At 31.5% G+C, this 21,087-nt stretch carries 20 protein-coding genes and 1 pseudogene; 6 read left to right on the top strand and 15 right to left on the bottom strand.

The features are described 5' to 3' along the window. Positions 1 to 115 precede the first annotated feature (115 nt). The 6 genes from AC0L3M_RS03175 to rpsA form a co-directional block, all read right to left on the bottom strand. Complete coding sequence (locus AC0L3M_RS03175) at positions 116 to 1,021, bottom strand: ribonuclease Z (protein WP_473431808.1); 906 nt, start codon at positions 1,019 to 1,021, stop codon at positions 116 to 118. Between the two features lie 57 nt (positions 1,022 to 1,078). Then, on the bottom strand, positions 1,079 to 1,411 hold the full coding sequence (locus AC0L3M_RS03170) for a ribonuclease Z (protein WP_145001550.1): 333 nt from the start codon (positions 1,409 to 1,411) through the stop codon (positions 1,079 to 1,081). A gap of 2 nt (positions 1,412 to 1,413) precedes the next feature. Further along, complete coding sequence (locus tag AC0L3M_RS03165) at positions 1,414 to 2,343, bottom strand: aspartate carbamoyltransferase catalytic subunit (protein WP_292948887.1); 930 nt, start codon at positions 2,341 to 2,343, stop codon at positions 1,414 to 1,416. A gap of 4 nt (positions 2,344 to 2,347) precedes the next feature. After that, positions 2,348 to 2,887 carry a bifunctional pyr operon transcriptional regulator/uracil phosphoribosyltransferase PyrR gene (gene pyrR, locus AC0L3M_RS03160; protein ID WP_292948890.1) on the bottom strand — a complete coding sequence of 180 codons (540 nt, stop codon included), beginning with the start codon at positions 2,885 to 2,887 and terminating at the stop codon, positions 2,348 to 2,350. A gap of 129 nt (positions 2,888 to 3,016) precedes the next feature. Next, positions 3,017 to 3,157, bottom strand: a complete 141-nt coding sequence (locus tag AC0L3M_RS03155; RefSeq protein ID WP_473432468.1) for a T9SS type A sorting domain-containing protein — start codon at positions 3,155 to 3,157, stop codon at positions 3,017 to 3,019. A gap of 301 nt (positions 3,158 to 3,458) precedes the next feature. Continuing rightward, entirely contained in the window at positions 3,459 to 5,291 is a 1,833-nt protein-coding gene (gene rpsA, locus AC0L3M_RS03150) for a 30S ribosomal protein S1 (protein ID WP_473431807.1), read from the bottom strand. 384 nt (positions 5,292 to 5,675) lie between these two features. Here rpsA and AC0L3M_RS03145 point away from each other — a divergent pair. Beyond that, a pseudogene (locus AC0L3M_RS03145) lies at positions 5,676 to 6,057 on the top strand (LysM peptidoglycan-binding domain-containing protein). 81 nt (positions 6,058 to 6,138) lie between these two features. Here the strand turns inward: AC0L3M_RS03145 and cmk are convergent. The 5 genes from cmk to lon all read right to left on the bottom strand — a co-directional run bounded on the left by cmk (position 6,139) and on the right by lon (position 11,993). Further along, complete coding sequence (gene cmk, locus AC0L3M_RS03140; RefSeq protein ID WP_145001544.1) at positions 6,139 to 6,834, bottom strand: (d)CMP kinase; 696 nt, start codon at positions 6,832 to 6,834, stop codon at positions 6,139 to 6,141. A 106-nt stretch (positions 6,835 to 6,940) separates the two neighbouring features. Beyond that, positions 6,941 to 7,963 carry a type IX secretion system protein PorQ gene (porQ, locus tag AC0L3M_RS03135; RefSeq protein WP_473431806.1) on the bottom strand — a complete coding sequence of 341 codons (1,023 nt, stop codon included), beginning with the start codon at positions 7,961 to 7,963 and terminating at the stop codon, positions 6,941 to 6,943. A 55-nt stretch (positions 7,964 to 8,018) separates the two neighbouring features. Then, positions 8,019 to 8,996 (bottom strand): LysM peptidoglycan-binding domain-containing protein, encoded by a 978-nt coding sequence (locus tag AC0L3M_RS03130; protein WP_473431805.1) that lies wholly within the window; start codon positions 8,994 to 8,996, stop codon positions 8,019 to 8,021. A gap of 44 nt (positions 8,997 to 9,040) precedes the next feature. Beyond that, positions 9,041 to 9,562, bottom strand: coding sequence for a LysM peptidoglycan-binding domain-containing protein (locus tag AC0L3M_RS03125; protein WP_473431804.1), 522 nt, complete (start codon positions 9,560 to 9,562; stop codon positions 9,041 to 9,043). Beyond that, positions 9,546 to 11,993: an endopeptidase La gene (gene lon / locus AC0L3M_RS03120; protein ID WP_473431803.1), complete on the bottom strand. Its 2,448-nt coding sequence runs from the start codon at positions 11,991 to 11,993 to the stop codon at positions 9,546 to 9,548. Before lon ends, AC0L3M_RS03125 begins: the two co-directional genes overlap by 17 nt. Before the next feature lie 292 nt (positions 11,994 to 12,285). Between lon and AC0L3M_RS03115 the strand changes: the two genes are divergently transcribed. Genes AC0L3M_RS03115 through AC0L3M_RS03095 form a run of 5 tightly spaced genes read left to right on the top strand, consistent with a single transcriptional unit; the run spans position 12,286 to position 15,212 of the window. Continuing rightward, on the top strand, positions 12,286 to 12,840 hold the full coding sequence (locus AC0L3M_RS03115) for an RNA polymerase sigma factor (RefSeq protein WP_339808912.1): 555 nt from the start codon (positions 12,286 to 12,288) through the stop codon (positions 12,838 to 12,840). Between the two features lie 5 nt (positions 12,841 to 12,845). Continuing rightward, a complete protein-coding gene (locus AC0L3M_RS03110; RefSeq protein ID WP_473431802.1) occupies positions 12,846 to 13,391 on the top strand; it encodes a hypothetical protein in 546 nt (181 codons plus the stop codon). Continuing rightward, positions 13,375 to 13,728 (top strand): hypothetical protein, encoded by a 354-nt coding sequence (locus AC0L3M_RS03105; protein WP_473431801.1) that lies wholly within the window; start codon positions 13,375 to 13,377, stop codon positions 13,726 to 13,728. Before AC0L3M_RS03110 ends, AC0L3M_RS03105 begins: the two co-directional genes overlap by 17 nt. Next, positions 13,688 to 14,455, top strand: coding sequence for a DUF4097 family beta strand repeat-containing protein (locus tag AC0L3M_RS03100; protein WP_473431800.1), 768 nt, complete (start codon positions 13,688 to 13,690; stop codon positions 14,453 to 14,455). Before AC0L3M_RS03105 ends, AC0L3M_RS03100 begins: the two co-directional genes overlap by 41 nt. 22 nt (positions 14,456 to 14,477) lie before the next feature. Continuing rightward, positions 14,478 to 15,212, top strand: coding sequence for a head GIN domain-containing protein (locus AC0L3M_RS03095; protein ID WP_473431799.1), 735 nt, complete (start codon positions 14,478 to 14,480; stop codon positions 15,210 to 15,212). A gap of 73 nt (positions 15,213 to 15,285) precedes the next feature. Here AC0L3M_RS03095 and AC0L3M_RS03090 read toward each other — a convergent pair whose 3' ends face one another. From AC0L3M_RS03090 to AC0L3M_RS03075, 4 genes are all read right to left on the bottom strand, one after another. Further along, positions 15,286 to 16,116, bottom strand: coding sequence for a hypothetical protein (locus AC0L3M_RS03090; RefSeq protein ID WP_473431798.1), 831 nt, complete (start codon positions 16,114 to 16,116; stop codon positions 15,286 to 15,288). A gap of 32 nt (positions 16,117 to 16,148) precedes the next feature. After that, positions 16,149 to 17,453, bottom strand: a complete 1,305-nt coding sequence (locus tag AC0L3M_RS03085) for an MFS transporter (RefSeq protein ID WP_473431797.1) — start codon at positions 17,451 to 17,453, stop codon at positions 16,149 to 16,151. An 85-nt stretch (positions 17,454 to 17,538) separates the two neighbouring features. After that, the gene (locus AC0L3M_RS03080; protein WP_473431796.1) at positions 17,539 to 18,372 is read right to left on the bottom strand and encodes a M48 family metallopeptidase; all 834 of its coding nucleotides are present in this window, start codon (positions 18,370 to 18,372) and stop codon (positions 17,539 to 17,541) included. 129 nt (positions 18,373 to 18,501) lie between these two features. After that, positions 18,502 to 20,907 (bottom strand): glycoside hydrolase family 31 protein, encoded by a 2,406-nt coding sequence (locus AC0L3M_RS03075; RefSeq protein ID WP_473431795.1) that lies wholly within the window; start codon positions 20,905 to 20,907, stop codon positions 18,502 to 18,504. Positions 20,908 to 21,087 lie beyond the last annotated feature (180 nt).

The following is a 21,087-nucleotide window of genomic DNA, read 5'->3' as shown; positions in this document are numbered from 1 at the left end:
GAGATTTAAATTATTTTTTAAGCCTGTAAAGACATCAACTTATTTTTTAATATGTCAAAACATTTAAAAATTAAGTACATGTTTAAAAGTTTAAAACAAAGTAGTAAAGCCAGTTTTAAAATTCAAAAACTTTACCATCATCTCCTAACATGACATTATCAAAGATGGTTTGAGCTTCTATTTTAAATTGATTTAAGTCCTCGTACCTGGTGGAGTAATGTCCTAGTATTAATTGACCAACATTAGCTTGTTTAGCGATACTAGCTGCTTGTTTTGCTGTGCTGTGCTTTGTAGGTTTAGCTAACTTTAAATGTTGATCTAAAAAAGTGGACTCGTGGTATAGCACATCCACCTTATCAATTATAGGTATAATTGCTTCGTTGTAGGCTGTATCACTGCAAAATGCATAACTTTTAGCTTTATTTGGAGGCAGTGTAACAGTTTCGTTTTTAATTAACAGTCCATCTTCGTTAACAACATCAAAGCCTTGTTTCAACTTTCTGTAATAGGCAATATCAATATTATTATTTAATACTGCATTCATATCTAATTTACGATCTCCTGCTTTTTCTTTAAAAAGAAATCCATTAGTATAAACACGATGATCTAACGGAATTGTACGAACTTCGACCTTGTCATCTTCAAAAATTAACTCAGAGGACTTGCTATTTAATTCATGAAAATAAAGATTGTAATTAGTCCATGAGTTGGCTAATTTCATTTGAAGTGTAATAACTTCCTTTAAGCCTTTTGGTGCGTGTATATGCAAGTCTGCTTCGCGTCCTAAAAGTCTAAAGGTTGAAATTAATCCAACCAAACCAAAAAAATGATCGCCATGTAAATGCGAAATAAAAATATGCTTAATCCTATTAAATTTAATCTTATGCCTACGTAACTGCACTTGTGTACCTTCTCCGCAATCTATCATAAAAAGATGATTGTTTATTTCTAAAACTTGAGAGGTTGGATTGGTAAAAGTACGTGGTGTTGCACTATAGCAACCTAAGATATTTAATTTCATTGTGTTTAATTATTGATTGGTAGTTTATTACTTTTAGTAAAGTGAAAAACACACGTATTAGAACCCTAAATCGCGTTCCATATCTTCCATTTCAATAATATCTTTAGCTTCTTGCAATGTAGGTACAATGACAATTTCTTCTGGAGTTTTGTCAGTATTGATACCTTCGTTTACGATTACAAAAGAATGTTTTGCAGCACGATGTTGATTGGATAATCTTAAAAACTCGATAATTTCTTCTAAAGAAATTGGTTTGATAGTATTTAAATTAATAATTAAATTATTGTTTTTAAATTTTGGATAAAGGGTTTCTATTTTTTTTACTAATTCAATAACCGAAGCATTTTCTTGGGTTATAATAGTTAAATTTTCATTTTGATCTATAATCATAACTATTGTTTTATTTTGGATGCTAAAAGGTATATTACTGCCATTCTAACAGCAACTCCGTTTTGCACTTGATCTAAAATTATGGCTTGTTTTGAGTCTGCAACGTCGCTGGTAATCTCCACTCCTCGATTTATTGGTCCAGGATGCATAATAGTTATCTCTTTATCTAAGCTATCCAATAATGCTTTGTTGACACCAAATTGCTGTGTATACTCTCTAGTAGATGGAAAATAACTAATATCCATTCTTTCGTTTTGTACACGTAACATATTGGCTACATCACACCAATTAAGAGCTTTGCGCAAATCTGTCTCTACTTTTACACCTAACTTATCAATATGCTTTGGTAGTAATGTTTTAGGACCACACACCATCACATTGGCACCTTGCAGTTTTAAAGCGTAAATATTAGATAATGCCACACGACTGTGCAATATGTCTCCAACTATAACGACGTTTTTACCTTTTACACTACCCAATCGCTCTCTAATAGAATAACTATCTAATAAGGCTTGTGTAGGATGCTCATGCGCTCCATCTCCTGCATTTATGATACTTGCATTAACGTGTTTAGATAAAAAAACGCCTGCTCCTGGATTAGGATGACGCATAACTACCATATCCACTTTCATGGATAATATGTTGTTTACAGTATCTATTAATGTTTCTCCTTTTTTGACAGAGGATTGCGAGGCTGAAAAATTTATTACATCTGCAGATAAACGTTTTTCAGCTAACTCAAAAGACAATTTAGTTCTTGTAGAATTTTCAAAAAATAAATTGGCTATTGTAATATCACGAAGCGAAGGTACTTTTTTAATCGGACGATTAATCACTTCTTTAAAGTGGTCTGCTGTTTTAAAAATAAGCTCAATATCTTGTTTGTTAAGATATTTAATTCCTAATAAGTGATTGACACTTAATTCGCTCATAACTTTAATTATTTATTAGATATACTGTGTCTTCTCCTTCATTTTCAACCCAATTAACTTTGACTTTTTCATTATTAATGGCATCTACCTGTCTACCTCTGTAATCTGGTTGTATTGGTAAGTGTCTGCTAAAACGTCTATCAATAAGTGTTAGCAATTCAATCTCTTTAGGTCTACCAAACGATTGTATTGCTGTTAAAGCTGATCTAATACTACGACCTGTGTATAATACATCATCAATAAACACAATTTTTTTATCCTCTACTTGTACATTAATTTCTGTGGTACTTGCTTCCAAAGGTTTATCACTTCTTCTAAAATCATCTCTATAAAATGTAATATCCAAATGACCTAATTGCAGATTTTTGATTTTATATTCTTCTTTTAATAAAGAAGCTATCCTATTTGCAAGATATTTACCTCTAGGCTGAATACCTATTAATACAGTATTAGAAAAATCGTTATGTTTTTCAATGAGTTGGCAAGCCAATCTATGTAAGATGATGTTGACTTCTGTTGCATTAAGTAGCACTTTTTGACTCATAGTGTTCCAAACGGGTTTGGTAAACAAATGTAAAGTAAATTATGATAACAAGAAAGTTGTTTTTTGTTTTAGCATAAAAAAGGAGTCTTATTTCTAAAACTCCTTTTATAAATTTAAAATATATAGCCTCTAACTTTTTATAAATTTGTGATGATATTTTGAAGTATCATCCTCCAACAGTAAAACATATACTCCTGTATTGAATGTAGAAATATCTAGTTGATCTAGACTATTAACTGTTTTTACCTGCTTACCGTCTAAACTATATATTTGATAAGATTCAAAATCTTTATCTGTTACTATCTGTAAATGGTTTGGTTTATTAATAATTTAATACTCTTTAACCTCCTCTGTAGCTATACTTAATGTAGCATCATATTAGCTATACATAGTTACTGTCGTTGTAGATAATAACTAATAAAACCATATAATTAAGTAGTATATATTGATATTAAAAGTCCATACTTAAGCCTATAAATTATAATATTACTAAAGTAGATGTTAGAATTGATACAATAAAAAAAGCCTCTCATTTCTGAGAGGCTTTTAAATTTATAATAAAAAGAGGAAATTATTTTTTCCCGTCCATTTTATCTTTTAATGCTTGTAAAGCTTCGTTTGCATCACCTAAAGTTGGTTTAGACTCGGCAGCTTGATCAGCAGCTTTCTTAACAGCAGCTTTTACGTTAGCCATTTCTTCAGCTTTAAAGATAGCAGTATGAGATGCTACAACACGTTTGAATTCTTTATTAAATTCAATGATTTTAAATTCAGCAGTATCACCTTTTTTCAACATCTTACCGTCTTCTTTTTCAAGGTGACGAGATGGTACAAAAGCAACGATATCTTCGTTAAATTCAATTGTAGCTCCTTTATCTACAACATCAGCAATTTCTGCAGTATGAGTTGTATCTAAAGCAAATTCAGTTTCGTATTTATCCCAAGGATTCTCAGTTGTTTGTTTATGACCTAAAGATAATTTACGTCCTTCAACATCTAACTCTAATACTACTACATCTAATTTGTCTCCTACGTTACAGAACTCAGATGGGTGTTTGATTTTCTTAGTCCAAGATAAGTCAGAGATGTAAATTAATCCATCAATACCTTCTTCTAATTCAACAAAAACTCCAAAGTTAGTAAAGTTACGTACAATACCTGTATGCTTAGATGCTACTGGGTATTTAGTTGTAATGTCAGTCCAAGGATCTACAGATAATTGCTTGATACCTAATGACATTTTACGATCTTCTCTATCTAAAGTTAAGATAACCGCATCAATTTCGTCTCCAACTTTTACAAAGTCGTTAGCAGAACGTAAGTGTGTAGACCATGACATTTCTGACACGTGTACTAAACCTTCAACACCTTCTGCAACTTCGATAAATGCACCATAATCAGCGATTACAACAACTTTACCTTTAACTTTATCACCTACAGCAACATTTTCTCCTAAAGCATCCCATGGGTGTTTAGATAATTGCTTAAGACCTAATTGGATTCTAGACTTATCTTCATCAAAGTCTAAGATTACAACATTTAATTTTTGATCTAACTCAACAATCTCATTTGGATGGTTGATACGAGACCAAGATAAATCTGTAATGTGAACTAAACCATCAACACCACCAAGATCAATAAACACACCATAAGAAGTAATGTTTTTAACAACACCTTCTAATACTTGTCCTTTTTCTAGTTGACCAATGATTTCTTTCTTCTGCTCTTCAATATCAGCTTCGATTAAAGCTTTATGAGAAACTACTACGTTTTTAAATTCGTGGTTGATTTTAACAACTTTAAATTCCATAGTTTTGTTTACGTACTGATCGTAATCTCTAATTGGCTTAACGTCAATTTGAGATCCTGGTAAGAATGCTTCGATACCAAAAACATCTACAATCATACCACCTTTAGTACGACATTTAACAAAACCGTTAACAATTTCACCAGTTTCGTTAGCTTTGATTACTCTATCCCAAGCCTTAATAACACGAGCTTTTCTGTGAGATAATACTAATTGTCCTGTTGCGTCTTCACGTACATCAATTAATACTTCTACTTTGTCTCCTACTTTTAAGTCTGGGTTGTATCTAAATTCGTTTAAAGAAATAACTCCTTCAGACTTAGCGTTAATGTCAATAATAGCATCACGATCTGTCATGTGTACTACTGTTCCTTCAACAACTTCATCATCTAAAGTATCAACGAAATTTTCTGATACTAATTTTTCAAATTCTTTTAATTGAGAATCTTCAACTTCATCAATACCTTCTTGGTAGTTGTGCCAGTTAAAATCTGCTAAGAATTTTTCAGGGTTTGCTTGTGCTTCAGATACTACTGGAGCATTTTTTGTGTCTGCTACTTGAGCTTCTACTTCCGCTTGTTTTGCTTTTTCAGCCATTTAAAAAATTTTAATAGTGTATGTTTCGCTTTCGCTGAAATATAAATACACTATGTTTTGTATTCTGTTATGTTTAGAAGATTTAGGCGCTAACACACAGAAGTGTTATAAATAAAATTGTTTGATTCCTTTTCATCTTTCTTGAGTGCGCTAAAAAGGTGTGCAAAAATACTACTTTTTGACAATATTGCCAAATACTATTATAAAAATAATAATTAGCTGACTATCAATACTCTATAAAATATAATTTTTTATTAAAAATTTCACTTTATCGGATATTTTAAACACTTTAACTAAGAAAATTTGAAATACTATTTTCCTTAAGAAATGTCTTAATATAATTACTATCTTTAAGAAAGAATAACATTTAAAAACAAATTAATTATGGCTGTAAAAGCAAAATATCAAAGTGTACTTGATTTAGGAGAAAAATTAAACATCGCTAACGGAGAACGTTACTGAGGAGAATGGTGTATTAAAAGTTAAAGGAACTGCTGCTACACAATATGAAAAAAATCTAATGTGGGACGCTATTAAAGCTGCTGGTGGAGATAGTCCTACTGACATTTTAGCAAATATTGAAGTTGCTGACGAGTCTGTTTACGCAAGACACACTGTAAAAGGTGGTGATACTTTAGGAAAAATTGCTAAACATTATTATGGTAATGCAGGAAAGTATACTGCTATTTTTGAAGCTAACAAGGATATATTAAATAATCCTGATGTAATCCACCCAGATCAAGAGTTAAAAATTCCAAATTTGTAGGAGTTTAATAGCAAACTATGTAAGCGAATTGTTTCAGCGAAAGCTAACAATTCGCTTTTTTTATGATTAAAATTTAAGATTCTATTTTAATTTATCTAGTGTTTGCGTAACTAAATTTAATATCGTGTCAAATTGCTCTGTTAACGATAAATCAGAGTTGTCAATTTCTATAGCATCATCTGCTTTAACTAAAGGTGAATCCTCTCTATTAGAATCTATATAATCACGCTCTTGCACATTACGTAATACGTCGTTATATTGTACATCGTCTCCTCTATTAATTAACTCGTTATAACGTCTTGTTGCACGTTTATCCGCAGATGCTGTCATAAATAATTTTAACTCTGCATACGGAAACACAACTGTACCAATATCGCGACCATCCATAACAACACCTTTATCCTTACCCATTTTTTGTTGCTGCTTAACTAACTGATATCTTACTTCTGGAATAGTAGATACTTGACTAACAAAACTAGAGACTTCTAATGTTCTAATTTCACGCTCGATATTTACACCATTTAAATATACCTCTGCAAAACCTAATTCTGAATTAAACTTAAAACTTATAGTTACTTTATCCAAATTAGAAACTAGACTTAAGACGTCAAAATGATTTTTATCAATCCATCCATTTTGCATGGTAAATAAAGTTACTGCTCTATACATAGCTCCTGTATCTACATACACATAACCTAAATGTTTTGCCAATTGCTTAGCTACTGTACTTTTACCTGTTGATGAAAAACCGTCTATTGCTATGGTGATTTTTTGCACTTATTTTTATTTTTAGAATTCAAAAATAACGATTAATTTTTGAACATTTAAAGATGATTAATGTAATGATTTATAGTTACAGCCTAGAAAAACTTATTATTTAGACTTACTGTAAATCTATATTTAACCCAAAGAAATTTGCGTTACTTGCTGCTGTATATTTAGCATGTGTATAACTAAAACGTAACTTATTAATTTTAAGACCAAAACCTGCAGACAATCCAGAAAAATTACGTTGGTCTACAATTCTAAGCTCCTCTGCACGTCTAAAATTATAACCTAATCTTATATTAAAGCCTTTATCAGGAAATAACTCGGCTCCTATAATAGTGTGACGCATTACATTATTAATAAACCCTACTTTTTCTTGTGTTTGATTACCTTCTAAATCTGTAGTGACTCTAGCTGGATTAGATTCTCCAATTGGCCACTGTTGCAAGTTTTCAAAAGTTAAGTGCCAACGCAATGGGACATTTTCTAACGTCTGAGACAATCCTAATGTAATATCTAATGGCAAACTTTCGCGTTGTCCTGCGTAAGTTGTGATTTGTGTACCTAAATTTCTTACTACTAAAGCTGCTTGAAACTCTAATTTTTCGTCAACATACATTAAACCTAAATCTGTAGCAATACCAAAAGAGCTGTATTGTTCTAAACTTGAAGTGATAAACTTTAAGTTTCCGCCAAAATAAAAATCTGAATATCCTATTTGTAAAGCGTATCCTAACGATAAAGCTGCTTCTGTACCAGTAAAAGTACCTGTTGCAACTCCATTTTCATCATAACCATCAAAATCACCATAATTAATATAGGTCATTCCTGCATGTAATGTTTGTGTGCGTCTGTCCCAAGTATAAGCATAAGCAGCAGTACCATAAGTAATACCACCCAAATAGTTACTAAAATTTAAAGAAAATTGATTATCCATTTCTGGATTAATTGCACTTGGATTGTACAAACCTTGAGTAACGTCGTAATCTATATTAGTTAAGACCTTTCCTCCTAATGCTGCTTGACGTGGTGATGAGACTAAATTTAAAAATTGATATGTTGATTGTCCACCTAATTGCGCAAAGCAAATAGTACTAGAAAATAAAATTAAAAGTGGGACAATCTTTTTCTTAAACATAGTTTGCAAAGTAAATAAATCTACATTAAAACGTAGTTATTGTAGATTTATTTTTTTACTTCAATTTCAACTTTTGTCCAATCTTTAAATTGTTGAATTGAATATCATTTAACTTACTTAATTTTTCAACCGTTGTATTATACCTTTTAGATAAATTGTATAAGTTATCTCCTTTTACAACAACATGATATTCAGGTGTTTTATCAGCTTCTTCAGTATTATTTAAAGTGTTATTATCTAACACTTCGGTTTCAATGGTTGCCTCTACTTTATCTTCCAAAACAACTTCCTCTGTTTCAAGTTTAGTGTTTTCATTTTCAGTAACAAGCTCTTCTTCTTTAAAAACCGATTTAGTTTCTTCTAATTTAACGTTAGCCTCTTCTTTTAAAATAGCTTTTTGTCTAGCTAACTCTAATTGTTTTTTAGCTTCTTCTAATTGTTTTTTTGCTGCAATTACTTCAGCAGAATCTTCTTCTTGTATTATCACATCTTCTTCCACAACTAAAGGTACTATGTTAGGCTTAGAATAGCTGGTATTTTTTGGAGCAGGCATTGCTACTTTATTGGTTTGTGTTGGTACTGGAGGTGGTGGTAATGTTGCAGGAGATTCTCCTACTGGCAATCTAGCTATTATTCGCTCTTCGCCTACATAACTTATTACTGGACTACTAGATGGTACTAAAATACGTTTTACAATTTTAACCTTTTGCCCTAAGCTTAAAGCATTATTTGCTAACTTATTATCATTTACAATTTGATCTACACTTAAATTGTGCTTTTTAGAAATTGCAGATAATGTCTCTCCTTTTACAACTGTATGATAGGAAATATCGTTATAAACAACACCACTGGAAGTCGTTGTCAATTCTTCAGGATTTGTGTCTGCATGTGATCTAAATACATACTCACCTGTCTTAGTAGACATAAAGGCTTCCTTACCTTCTACTTCTATAGGTAAAAACTCTTCTTCAATGTCTTGAGAAAAACCAATAGTAACAGTTAATATGGTTAGAATAAATAGTAGTTTTTTCATTATAAATTAAATTAATTTTAACAAATATAAACTATTGATTCAAACTATCTTAAAAATAGTGTTTTTCCTACAATTATTATGTTATCCTTTATATTATTAAGGCTTTGAATTTTTGAAATTGGCACTCCTGTTTTTTTAGAAATACTATACAATGTATCGCCTTTTTTTACAATCCACAAATTACTAACTTTTACTTTAGCTGAATTAGCATAACCTATTTTTAACCTTTGATTTATTGAAATCAGGTTAGTACTTAAGTTATTAATTGCTTTAATATGTGAAATACTTACGCCATATTTATTAGATATGGCGTATAGCGTATCTCCTTGTTCTACAATATGGGTTGTTATTAAATCTGTTTCACCATTTACTACCTCTTGATTAGTGACTGAATTATTGTCAACAAACTTGGTGATTCCAGTTTTGGTGTTTAAAACTGCAGGTTTACCATCTAGAATAACATTAACCAAGTTTTGATCTTGAGCTAAAGCTATTGCTGAATTTAGTATAACTACAATAAAGAACAACCTTTTAAAAAGACTTGATGTCTTATAACTTTTTAGCATTACTTACCTTTTGGCTTGTCACTGCAATTTTAATAACATCCAACATATCTGACACATAGTGAAACGTTAGACCTTTTAAATATTCTGGTTTAATTTCTTCTATATCTCTTCTATTGTCTTCACATAGTAAAATCTCTTTTATTCTTGCACGCTTAGCAGCTAGTATTTTTTCTTTAATACCTCCAACTGGCAATACTTTACCACGTAATGTAATCTCACCAGTCATTGCTAAACTTTTCTTTACTTTACGTTGTGTAAATAAAGAGACTAATGAAGTTAACATAGTAACTCCTGCACTTGGTCCATCTTTAGGTGTTGCTCCTTCTGGCACGTGGATGTGCACATTATATTTTTCAAATACCTCTGGGTTTATATTTAACTCTTCAGCGTGAGCCTTAATAAACTCCATAGCAATGGTAGACGATTCCTTCATTACTTTACCTAAGTTTCCGGTAATATTTAATGCGCCTTTTCCTTTAGATAAAATAGATTCAATAAATAAAATATCTCCACCAACTCTTGTCCAAGCTAAACCTGTAACAACACCAGCAACATTATTGTTTTCGTATTTATCACGTTCTAATTTTGGACCACCTAATATTTCTACTATATCGTCGTTAGAAATCTTGATATTATATTCTTCTTCCATTGCAATATTTTTAGCTGCATAACGCACCATTTTTGCAATTTGCTTTTCTAAACCACGTACACCAGATTCTCTAGTATAACCTTCTACTATTTTTTCTAGTTGCGGTTTACCTATTTTAATGTGTTTATCTTCTAAACCGTGTTCCTTTAATTGTTTTGGTAACAGGTGTCTTTTAGCGATTTCTACCTTTTCCTCAATTGTATAACCTGTAACATTAATAATTTCCATACGGTCTCTTAAAGCAGGCTGAATAGTATTTAAACTATTAGTAGTTGCTATAAACATAACTTTAGATAAGTCGTAACCCATCTCTAAGAAGTTATCATGGAACTCGGCATTTTGTTCTGGATCTAAAACTTCTAATAATGCAGAAGACGGATCTCCTTGATGAGAGTTGGATAATTTATCAATTTCGTCTAGTACAAAAACTGGATTAGAGGTACCTGCTTTTTTAAGACTTTGCAAAATTCGTCCTGGCATAGCTCCAATATAAGTTTTACGATGTCCACGTATTTCTGCTTCGTCACGCAAACCACCTAAACTCATACGTACATATTCGCGACCTAATGCTTCTGCTACAGATTTACCCAATGATGTTTTACCAACTCCTGGAGGTCCATATAAACATAAGATTGGCGACTTCATGTCATTACGTAATTTTAACACTGCTAAATGCTCGATGATACGTTGTTTAACATCATCTAAACCATAATGATCACGATTTAATATTTTTTCGGCACGCTTTAAATCAAATTTATCTTTACTAAACTTACTCCATGGTAAATCTAAAAATAGGTCCAAATAATTGCGTTGTATAGAATACTCAGCAACCTGAGGATTCATACGTTGCATTTTGGCTAACTCTTTATCAAAATGTTTTCCGACTTTCTCATCCCATTTTTTAGATTTAGCACGCTTTTTCATGTCTTCAATCTCCTCAGCATTACCACCACCAAGCTCTTCCTGAATCGTTTTTAGTTGCTGATTTAAAAAGTACTCACGTTGTTGTTGATTTAAATCACTTTGAACTTTAGATTGGATGTCATTTTTAAGTTCTAGCTTTTGAAACTCGACGTTCATATAACGTAATGTTTCTAGAGCACGATCCTTCAGGTGATTCATTTCTAGAAGCGCCTGTTTTTCATCTACATCCAAATTCATGTTAGACGATACAAAATTGATTAAAAACGAATCACTTTCTATATTTTTAATAGCAAACGTCGCCTCTGTTGGTATATTTGGACTATCCTTAATGATTTGTACAGCTAACTCTTTAATAGACTCAATAATTGCTGCAAACTCTTTGTTTTTTGCTGCAGGTTTTGCTTGTGGTACTTCCTTAACAGTCGCTTTAATGTAAGGTTCTTCTGTTATAACAGTATCAATCTCAAAACGTTTTTTACCTTGTATAATAACTGTTGTGTTACCATCAGGCATTTTTAAAACTTTTAAAATTCTAGCTACAGTACCAATTTGATGTAAATCCTCTGCCTTAGGGTCTTCTACATCTTCATCTATTTGAGAAACAACACCAATGACCTTACCGCCTTTATTAGCGTCGTTAATTAATTTAATAGATTTATCACGTCCTGCAGTAATAGGTATTACAACACCTGGAAACAATACTGTGTTACGTAATGACAAAATTGGAAGTGTTTCTGGCAATTCCTCTTTTGCTATTTTTTCTTCATCTTCTGGCGTCATTAAAGGGATTAATTCTGAATTTTCATCAAAATCTTGTAATGACAAACTGTCAAGCGATATAAAGTTAGATTTTTTCATAGATATATGTAAGCCAAAATGTCACTGTAATCGTTTCATTTAAGCTATTATGTTTTAAAATTACAAATTAAACTTTTACTATTACATTGATAAACTTATAGTTAACCGTAAGTAACAGCATATTTTCAATTATAAAATTTCAATTAATGTGCCATACTTTAAGATGCTACTCTAAATCGCAAAAAGTTTAATACTATCTTGTTATAATCAATAATAAAAAATAAAAATATTTTTTTTCAAAAAGTGTAACAAAGTGTTTTAACTTTCCTCTTTATATAAAACAAACCATTTTTTGACACTAACCAAACACAATATTGAAGCGCTTATAATGCTTTGCCTATCTGGTAACCAATTAGCACAATTGGAGATTTACAACAGGTATTACAAGGCAATGTATAATACGTCATTTAGAATTGTGAATAATAGTTTTGAAGCTGAAGACATTATGCAAGAATCATTTTTGACTGCATTTACTAAGCTGAACACACTTAAAGAAATAAGCACATTTAGTGCTTGGTTAAAACGTATTGTTGTTAATAATAGTATACATGCTTTTAATAAAAATAAAAAAAATGAAGACGTAGCTCTGGACGATGTATTATATAAAATTGAAGACCATCAAGGCGTTGATACAACAACCGAGTTTACTTCTGTTAAAGCAAAACAAATTTTAGACACTTTAAATACTCTAAAATCTAATTACAGAATTGCATTAACCTTAAATCTTATTGAGGGTTATGATTACGAAGAAATTAGTGAAGTCATGCAAATTAGTTATGCTAATTGCAGAACAACAGTCTCTAGAGCAAAAGAGAGTTTAAGAAAAAAATTAGAACAATTAAATTAATTGTGATGAAAGATAATATAGAACAATTATTTGAAAATTTAGATAATCAATTTGACATTGAAGTACCTAATTTAGGACATCAACAGCGTTTTATTGACAAACTAAATAAAACAGAAACTAAAGTAGCTAGTCGTAAAACTAATTATTGGAAGCCTTTATTGGCAGTAGCAGCATCTGTTGTGTTAATTTTAAGTATTGCACTTAATATTAAACCAGATACTACCCAAAAGGATTTAGCCAGTATCTCTCCAGAATTAGCAGAAACGCAAAACTTTTTTTCTAACACTATTGCTTTTGAGTTAAACAAACTTAAAACAGAAAAAAGCCCTGAGACACAAAACCTAGTAAATGATGCTTTATTAAGGTTAGATAGGCTTGAATTAGAATACAAAAACTTAAAATTAAACCTAACAGAAAGTGGCGAGGACCAACGTGTCATTTATGCGATGATTACCAACTTTCAAAACAGAATAGACGTGTTACAAAGCACACTTTTACAAATTGAAGCGCTTAAAACATTAAAACAAAACAATTATGAAACTACTATATAAATTAACCCTTTGCCTTTTAATACCTATAGCTTCCCTATCTAATAATGGTGATTTAGATGGTAAGCATACTAAGCAAAAAACATTGAAAAAAGAATATACTGTTACCAAAAACGCAACCTTAAAAATAGATAATAAATATGGTAACTTGGATATTGTAACTTGGACAGGTAATACTATTGCTATTGAAGTCAAAATAACTACCAACGGTAATGACTTGGATGAAGTACAATCAAGATTAGATGAAATTGATGTTGAGTTTTCAGGAACATCCAACTTTGTGTCTGCCGAAACCCTTATTGGCAAAAAAGAAATCCTCATGGTGGAATTGGTCAAATAATGATGACGTTAATATGAAAATAAATTACGTTGTTAAAATGCCAATAACTAACCATGTTAATTTAAGTAACGATTACGGAAATATTACTTTAGGGACTCTTGAAGGACGTGCAGAATTAAGCTGTGATTACGGAAAAATTACAACTAAAGAATTATTAGCTGATAATAATATTATCAATTTTGACTATACTAATAACAGTTACTTTGAATACATAAAAAGCGGAAAAATTAATGCTGACTATAGCGGGTTTACAGTTGCAAAAACTAAAGACTTAACCATTGTTGCAGATTACACAAAATCGTTGGTAGAAATTGCAGAAAACATAACATATAACTGTGATTATGGAAGTTTACGTGTCAACAAACTAAATAGCATCTCTGGTAACGGAAACTACTTAACGGTTGTTTTGGGTGATGTGTATAAAAATGTAACTTTAAATGCGGATTATGGCTCCATTAAAATAGGTAAAATGACTAAAAATGCAGGAGATGTTAATATTGAATCTGATTATGTGGGTATAAAAATAGGTATTGATACAGAATACGCTTTTGATTTTGATATAAAATTAGAATACGGAAGTTTGAATGGCGAAGATGACTTTGAGATTAATAACAAAAGCATCAAACATTCTGATAAATACTATTCTGGATATCACAATAAGAGTAACTCAGGAAACCTAATAAAAATAAACTCAGAGTACGGAAGCGTAACCTTTGATAAAAAATAATAATTTAACAAAATCAATCATCATGAAAGCATTAAAACAAACATTAGCATTAACCTTAACACTTTTAGTATTTACATCTTGTAATGCGCAATGGGGAAAAGGAAAAACAATTAAAGGAAACGGAAACCTTACTACAATAACTAGAACAACATCAGACTATGATGCAATTAGACTTGCTGGTTGGATGGAATTTGAATTAGTTGAAGGCGAAGAAGGTACAATTACTATTGAAGGGGAAGAAAACCTTTTAGATTATATTTTAACCGAAGTTGAAGGCAACGGGTTAATAGTTAAAACAGAAAATAACATTAATTTAAAACCTAGCGGAAATAAAACTATCAAGATTACCATTCCGTTTAGAGATATTGACAAAGTATCACTTTCAGGATCTGGTGATGTTACGTCTAATGCAACCATAGTTTCTAAAAATTTTGAAGCTAAAGTATCAGGTTCTGGAGATATTACTTTAGATATACAATCAACTAATGTTGATGCAAATGTCACAGGTTCTGGAGATTTGACATTAACTGGTCAAACAACTAATTTAAATGCAAGTGTGACAGGCTCTGGAGATTTTCATGGTGGACGCTTAATGGCTGACTTTACAGAAGCTAAAGTAACTGGATCAGGTGATGTTGTTGTTTATGCTAAAGAAGCTATCAAAGCAAGAGTAACAGGCTCTGGAGATATTGAGTATAAAGGTAGTCCAAGTAAAGTAGACAAAAAGGTTACTGGATCTGGAGATATTAGTAATTAATACAAAACTTAGCTATTAAAAAAGCCACAATTCTAAAACTTGAATTGTGGCTTTTTTTATTTAAATAAAAATCTTAGTTTAAAATAACATCGTTTAATTCTCCTAAAACATTTGAAGTAATATTATCGTCTGCATCATAAACACTTCCTTCATATTTGATTAACCCAACATCTTTAGCAAAGTAGTAAAAATACTCTGCAGAGCTATCAGGAGTTCCTGCTAATTGGTAGGTAGTTGTCGCTTTAACTTTAATTACTGGACTATAACTTGTACCATTAACCTCAACAGTACTATCTTTTTCCATGATTTGGCTAGTATAAATTACGTTTAAATTAGTAGTAGGCACTTCTGGTAAATCTTCAATCAAAACTTCAGTAGTTGTTGTAATTGTATATGTATTAGTCCAACTTTCGCCTACATTTAAATAGTCTTTTAACATTATAAATCCATAAGCTGACTGAGAAATCTCAATAAAACCACCAACATTAATATTAGTACTTGCTACACTAAAGTGATAATCTCCACCATTTTTACTAGAATACGAGTTTAACTCTACATCTCCAGTTGTTGATCCATCTGTACTTGTAGAATTTTGAAAAAATGAGCTATATAAATAAGACGGAAAACCTAAATAATCCTCTTGATTAGAAATTTCCATTATTGCATCTTCATCTGCAACACCATCAACAGAATAATCATAAGTCCATTTATTACCAGCAGCCATAGGCCAATAGTCTCCTGTAGTCTCTCCTCCAGGTTCTCCTATAATAACTTCACCTCCTCCAACACTTCCGCCTCCTGTGCTACCACCTGTAGCATCTAATTCAAAACCCTCTAATGGTTCGTTTTCACAACTTAAAAACACAAAAGCTAAAGATAATAATGGTAGTAATATTTTTTTCATTTTTAATATTTTAGATTATAAACATAATAAAATTAATTTAACTCACCTTGTTTTGGCACTCTAAACAGCAAAAAGATACCTACTAAAAAGAATACAAACAAAAACAATATAGCATTTCGCATGCTACCTGTTAATTGATCTATAGTTGCAAAAATCACCATTCCTATAACAATACCAATTTTTTCTGCAACATCAAAAAAACTAAAATACGATGTAGTATCCTCTGTTTCTGGTAAAAATTTAGAGTATGTGGATCGTGCTAAACTTTGTACGCCTCCCATTACCAATCCTACGCAACCAGCTGCTATGTAAAATTGAAAAGGTGTAACCATAAAATAAGCATAAAAACATAATGCCATCCATATAACATTAACAATTATAAGTGTTTTAATGTTACCGAATTTTTCGGATGCTTTTGACGTTAAAAAAGCACCTAATATAGCGACCAATTGTATGACTAAAATACTAACTATTAATCCTTGTGTTTTAGCATCAGAGTTTCCCCAAGCAATTTCTTCTTCTCCAAAATACACAGCGACTAACATAATGGTTTGTACTGCCATACTAAATACAAAAAAGGCTGCTAAATAGCGTTTTAATCTTAAGTTTTGTTTTAATTGAATCCATACTAATTTTAATTCTTTTAAACCATTAAGTACTATCGCTCTTGTTACTTTTTCACCTGTTTTAACTCCTTTTGGTAATATATAAAATGAATATTGACTAAACCCAATCCACCATACACCTACCATAACAAAAGAATAACGCATCATTTGCAATTTAGCCTCTCCTGTCTCTTGTGTCATTACCATCGCAAGATTTACTAATAATAACAAAACGCTTCCAACGTACCCTAAGCTAAAACCTTTAGCACTTATACTGTCTTGTTGTTCTGGAAATGCAATATCTGGTAAGTAAGAATTATAAAACACCAAACTTCCCCAATATCCAATTAAACCCATAAAGTAAAACAACAAACTAATATGAATGGACTCTATACTAAACCAGTATAAACCAATACAACCTAAACCTCCTAAATAACAGAAAAACTTCATGAAATTTTTCTTGTTACCTACGTAGTCTGCAATACCAGATAATATAGGAGACGTAAAAGCTACTACTAAAAATGTAAAAGCAGTTACATATGTTATTAATGCTGTGCTTTTAAAAACCATTCCAAAAGCAGGAACCGTTTTTTCTACTTGAGAGACAAAAAGCGCTGAGTAAAATATTGGAAATATTGACGATGCTATAGTTAACGTATAAACTGAATTTGCCCAATCATAAAATGCCCAAGCATTAAGCAGTTTTTTACTTCCTTTTTTAAGATGTGCCATTAAATAGTAATTAGTTAGTGCTTAAAAATACAAAAGCTGCTCTTATAAAGAGCAGCTTCGAAAGTAATTAAATATTTTTAAAAAACTAGTATTTACCTAAAGGTCTAAAACTAGTTACACCAAATTTTTGTGCTTCTGCTTTAGCTGAAGGAGATAAAGCTGTTAAATTATCAATACGTGTTTGATTTGCTGGATGCGTACTTAAAAATTCTGGTGGTGCTTCTCCTCCACTTGCTTGTGCCATACGTCTCCATAAATTAGCTGCTTCATCTGGATTGTAACCAGCAATAGCTGTAAGATATAAACCAATTCTATCCGCTTCAGTTTCGTGACTTCTACTAAAAGGTAACATACCTCCTACGTTAGAAACAATACCATAAGATTGATTAAAGATTCCTAAAGTTTTTTCGTCATTTGCTAAAGCTACATTACCAACAACTCCTAAGCCTTGTTGTATCATTCCAGCACTCATACGTTGTTGTCCGTGATTTGCTAAAGCATGCGCTACTTCATGACCCATAATTGCAGCAATTGCAGATTCGTTTTCTGCAACTGGTAAAATTCCGGTATAAAACACAATTTTTCCTCCTGGCATACACCAAGCATTTACAACATCTTCTTCAATTAAATTGTATTCCCACTTATAATCATTTAAATAACCTTGTTGTCCATTAGCATTTAACCATCGTTCTGCTGCGACAGATATACGTTGACCAACACGCTTAATCATCTCTGCTCTTGTTGTTCCTGTTTCTACTTTACTTTCTGTTAACACTTGGTTATATTGCGCAAAAGCTGTTGGAAACAATTCCGCATTAGACACAAAAGCTAATGTTTTTTTTCCAGTAAATGGATTAGTAGAACATGACAAAACCATCACTAATGTTAAAGCAAGTGCTACGCTATTTTTTAATTTCATATTGATTATAATTTATTCTTTTTATAAATCTACAAAAACTTAGCCATATTTTAACAAACGGTATTTTTATTTGCGAACAAAACATCGATTAAAGTCACATATAGTCTTTAAACAGTATATTACTTGTATTTATTTTCCTATTAAATGAATTTCAGAAAAGTTTTTATCAATAACCATAGACACTATTCCGTTGTCTTTAATTTGATCTATAGCTACAGTTTCATTATCTATTTGAATCTCATTAATTTCAAAAGGTAATGCGTGAATATTTAATTTGAAAGTCTTGTAAGTCGCTTCATACTTTCCTTCTTTATGCTGTTGAATAATTAACTCCTGCGACTTACCTGTTAATTTAAATGTCCTGAAACTATAACGTCCCTTAGTATAATCATAACCATCATGAGCATCATCAAATAACTGTGACGACTCTTTACCTAACTTAAAGTACACGTCTAATGATAACTCTTCAATTATTGTTTGATCTACATATTGCTGAACTGGAAATTTAGGTATGATTGCACCTTCTTTTATAAAAATAGGCATACTATCTATTTCTGCATCAACCCATTTTTCTTTTCCTCCTTCTACTAACTCATCGGTCCAAAAGTTATACCAGCTACCCCTAGGTATGTACATTCTGCGACCTTTAGCATTAGGTTCTTGTATTGGGCAAACTAAAATTTGATCTCCATAAACAAACTCGTCTGTTCTATAATGTGTTTGATTATCCTCTTGATCGTACATGACTAGAGACTTTAATATAGGTGTACCATGCTCTACCAAGTTCCAAAAAGCGGTATATAAATAAGGTAAAAGTTGATATCTAATTTCAATAAATTTTCTAACAACATCTGTCACGTCTTCATCAAAAGCCCACGGTTCTTGATCTCCATGATCTCCAGAAGAATGCACACGACAAAATGGATGAAAAATTCCTAATTGAATCCAACGTGTAAACAATTCGCCTTGAGGCTGTTCGGCAAAACCTCCAATATCACTTCCTGCAAAACTAAATCCTGACATTGCCATACGTTGTGCTTGTACATTTGCTATCCAAAGATGCTCCCAAGTGGCCACATTATCTCCAGTCCAAGTAGACGTGTATCGTTGGGTACCAGAGTATGCTGCTCTAGTTATTACAAAAGGGCGTTTAGGATAGTTAAACTTTTTCATTCCATGATAAGTGGCTCTAGCCATTTGCATACCATAAACATTGTGTGCTTTTCTGTGACTACACGGATTACCATCATAATCATGACGCACATCATCTGGAAATGTTTTATTTGGCACTTCCATTACAGCAGGCTCATTCATATCATTCCAAACGCCTTGTATACCTATGTCTTCAACTAATTCTTTAAATAATCCTGACCACCAATCTCTAACTTCTGGTTTAGTAAAGTCTGGAAAATAACATTCTCCTGGCCACACTTTACCTTTCATGTATGGACCATCAGCACGTTTACAAAAATAATCCTTGTCTAAAGCTTCTTTAAAAACTGAATATTCGTTGTCTATTTTAATTCCTGGATCAATAATAGCTACGGTTTTAAAGCCATCATCTAACAACTCTTTAACCATGCGTTTTGGATCTGGAAAGTGGTCTTTATTCCAAGTGAAACATCTAAAACCATCCATATAATCTATATCTAAATAAATAGCATCACATGGTATTTGAAGCTCTCTAAATTTTGAGGTTACCGCTTTAACCTCTGCTTCGGGATAATAACTCCATTTACATTGATGAAACCCTAAAGCCCATAATGGTGGTAATTGATGTGGTTTTCCTGTCAAGTCTGTGTAATTCTCAACAACATCCTGCATTTTTGGACCATAAATAAAATAGTAATTCATCTCACCTCCTTGAGCCCAAAAACTGGTTACGTTACGTCGTTCTTGACCAAAATCAAAATACGATCTAAAGGTATTATCAAAAAAGATTCCGTAAGCTTTACCATGGTGTAAACCTGTAAAAAATGGAATTGCTTTATAAATAGGATCTGTTTCTTTACCAAAAGCATATGAGTCGGTTACCCAGTTTTGAAATCGTTTTCCTTTTAAATTTAAATGGTCAGGCTTATCACCTAAACCAAAGTAGCTTTCACGTTCATTAACGGTTTTACTCATTTTAACTATGTTACCACCAAACTCATAGCTTTCTTCCCAATGAAAACCTATTTCATCTTGGTTAATAAGCTCGTCTGTTATAGCATCATAAATAGAGACTCTGGCATCTTTTTTAGAGACTTCACATCTTAATTTAGAAGTGATTATAATGTAAAACTCATCATTTTCTACAATTTCTAACTTATTATAACCTGTACTGGCGTATTTGGTTATAGCATAAGAAAAATCGTTATCAAACGTTCCTGTTGTTGTGTATCTAAATCTTAGGACACTATCCCTTAAGACTGTTAATTGAAGCACTACGTTATTTTCTGTATAGAAATATAATGTGTCTACATCTTTTTTAAATTTTATTATTTGTGAAGGAAATAAGTTTCCTTTTTGTTCTAATTCTGTATTTACAATCATAATTGAATGTCCTAATTATTTATAGTAAAAAAACGCAAAATAAACCTGTTACAAAAGCTTTGCTATTAGATATTGTTACAAATTATTAACTATAACGTTTTCGATAATTAAATTTATTAAAACCTTAATTATCAAACAGTAAAAATGAGAATTACATATATTATATAATCGTAATATTCT

The organism is Olleya sp. KJ81-1, from assembly GCF_055808135.1.
Note: the sequence above shows the minus strand (reverse complement) of the source record. Positions and strands in the feature narration are given on the sequence as shown.

Excerpts from the sequence above, each read along its gene's own strand:
- AC0L3M_RS03080 (WP_473431796.1), bottom strand. The coding sequence starts at position 18,372 with ATGAAATTAAAAAATAGCGTAGCACTTGCTTTAACATTAGTGATGGTT.
- porQ (WP_473431806.1), bottom strand. The coding sequence starts at position 7,963 with ATGTTTAAGAAAAAGATTGTCCCACTTTTAATTTTATTTTCTAGTACT.
- lon (WP_473431803.1), bottom strand. The coding sequence starts at position 11,993 with ATGAAAAAATCTAACTTTATATCGCTTGACAGTTTGTCATTACAAGAT.
- AC0L3M_RS03165 (WP_292948887.1), bottom strand. The coding sequence starts at position 2,343 with ATGAGCGAATTAAGTGTCAATCACTTATTAGGAATTAAATATCTTAAC.
- AC0L3M_RS03175 (WP_473431808.1), bottom strand. The coding sequence starts at position 1,021 with ATGAAATTAAATATCTTAGGTTGCTATAGTGCAACACCACGTACTTTT.
- AC0L3M_RS03130 (WP_473431805.1), bottom strand. The coding sequence starts at position 8,996 with ATGAAAAAACTACTATTTATTCTAACCATATTAACTGTTACTATTGGT.
- AC0L3M_RS03170 (WP_145001550.1), bottom strand. The coding sequence starts at position 1,411 with ATGATTATAGATCAAAATGAAAATTTAACTATTATAACCCAAGAAAAT.
- AC0L3M_RS03125 (WP_473431804.1), bottom strand. The coding sequence starts at position 9,562 with ATGCTAAAAAGTTATAAGACATCAAGTCTTTTTAAAAGGTTGTTCTTT.
- AC0L3M_RS03090 (WP_473431798.1), bottom strand. The coding sequence starts at position 16,116 with ATGAAAAAAATATTACTACCATTATTATCTTTAGCTTTTGTGTTTTTA.
- AC0L3M_RS03085 (WP_473431797.1), bottom strand. The coding sequence starts at position 17,453 with ATGGCACATCTTAAAAAAGGAAGTAAAAAACTGCTTAATGCTTGGGCA.
- AC0L3M_RS03105 (WP_473431801.1), top strand. The coding sequence starts at position 13,375 with ATGAAACTACTATATAAATTAACCCTTTGCCTTTTAATACCTATAGCT.
- AC0L3M_RS03110 (WP_473431802.1), top strand. The coding sequence starts at position 12,846 with ATGAAAGATAATATAGAACAATTATTTGAAAATTTAGATAATCAATTT.
- AC0L3M_RS03095 (WP_473431799.1), top strand. The coding sequence starts at position 14,478 with ATGAAAGCATTAAAACAAACATTAGCATTAACCTTAACACTTTTAGTA.
- pyrR (WP_292948890.1), bottom strand. The coding sequence starts at position 2,887 with ATGAGTCAAAAAGTGCTACTTAATGCAACAGAAGTCAACATCATCTTA.
- rpsA (WP_473431807.1), bottom strand. The coding sequence starts at position 5,291 with ATGGCTGAAAAAGCAAAACAAGCGGAAGTAGAAGCTCAAGTAGCAGAC.
- AC0L3M_RS03075 (WP_473431795.1), bottom strand. The coding sequence starts at position 20,907 with ATGATTGTAAATACAGAATTAGAACAAAAAGGAAACTTATTTCCTTCA.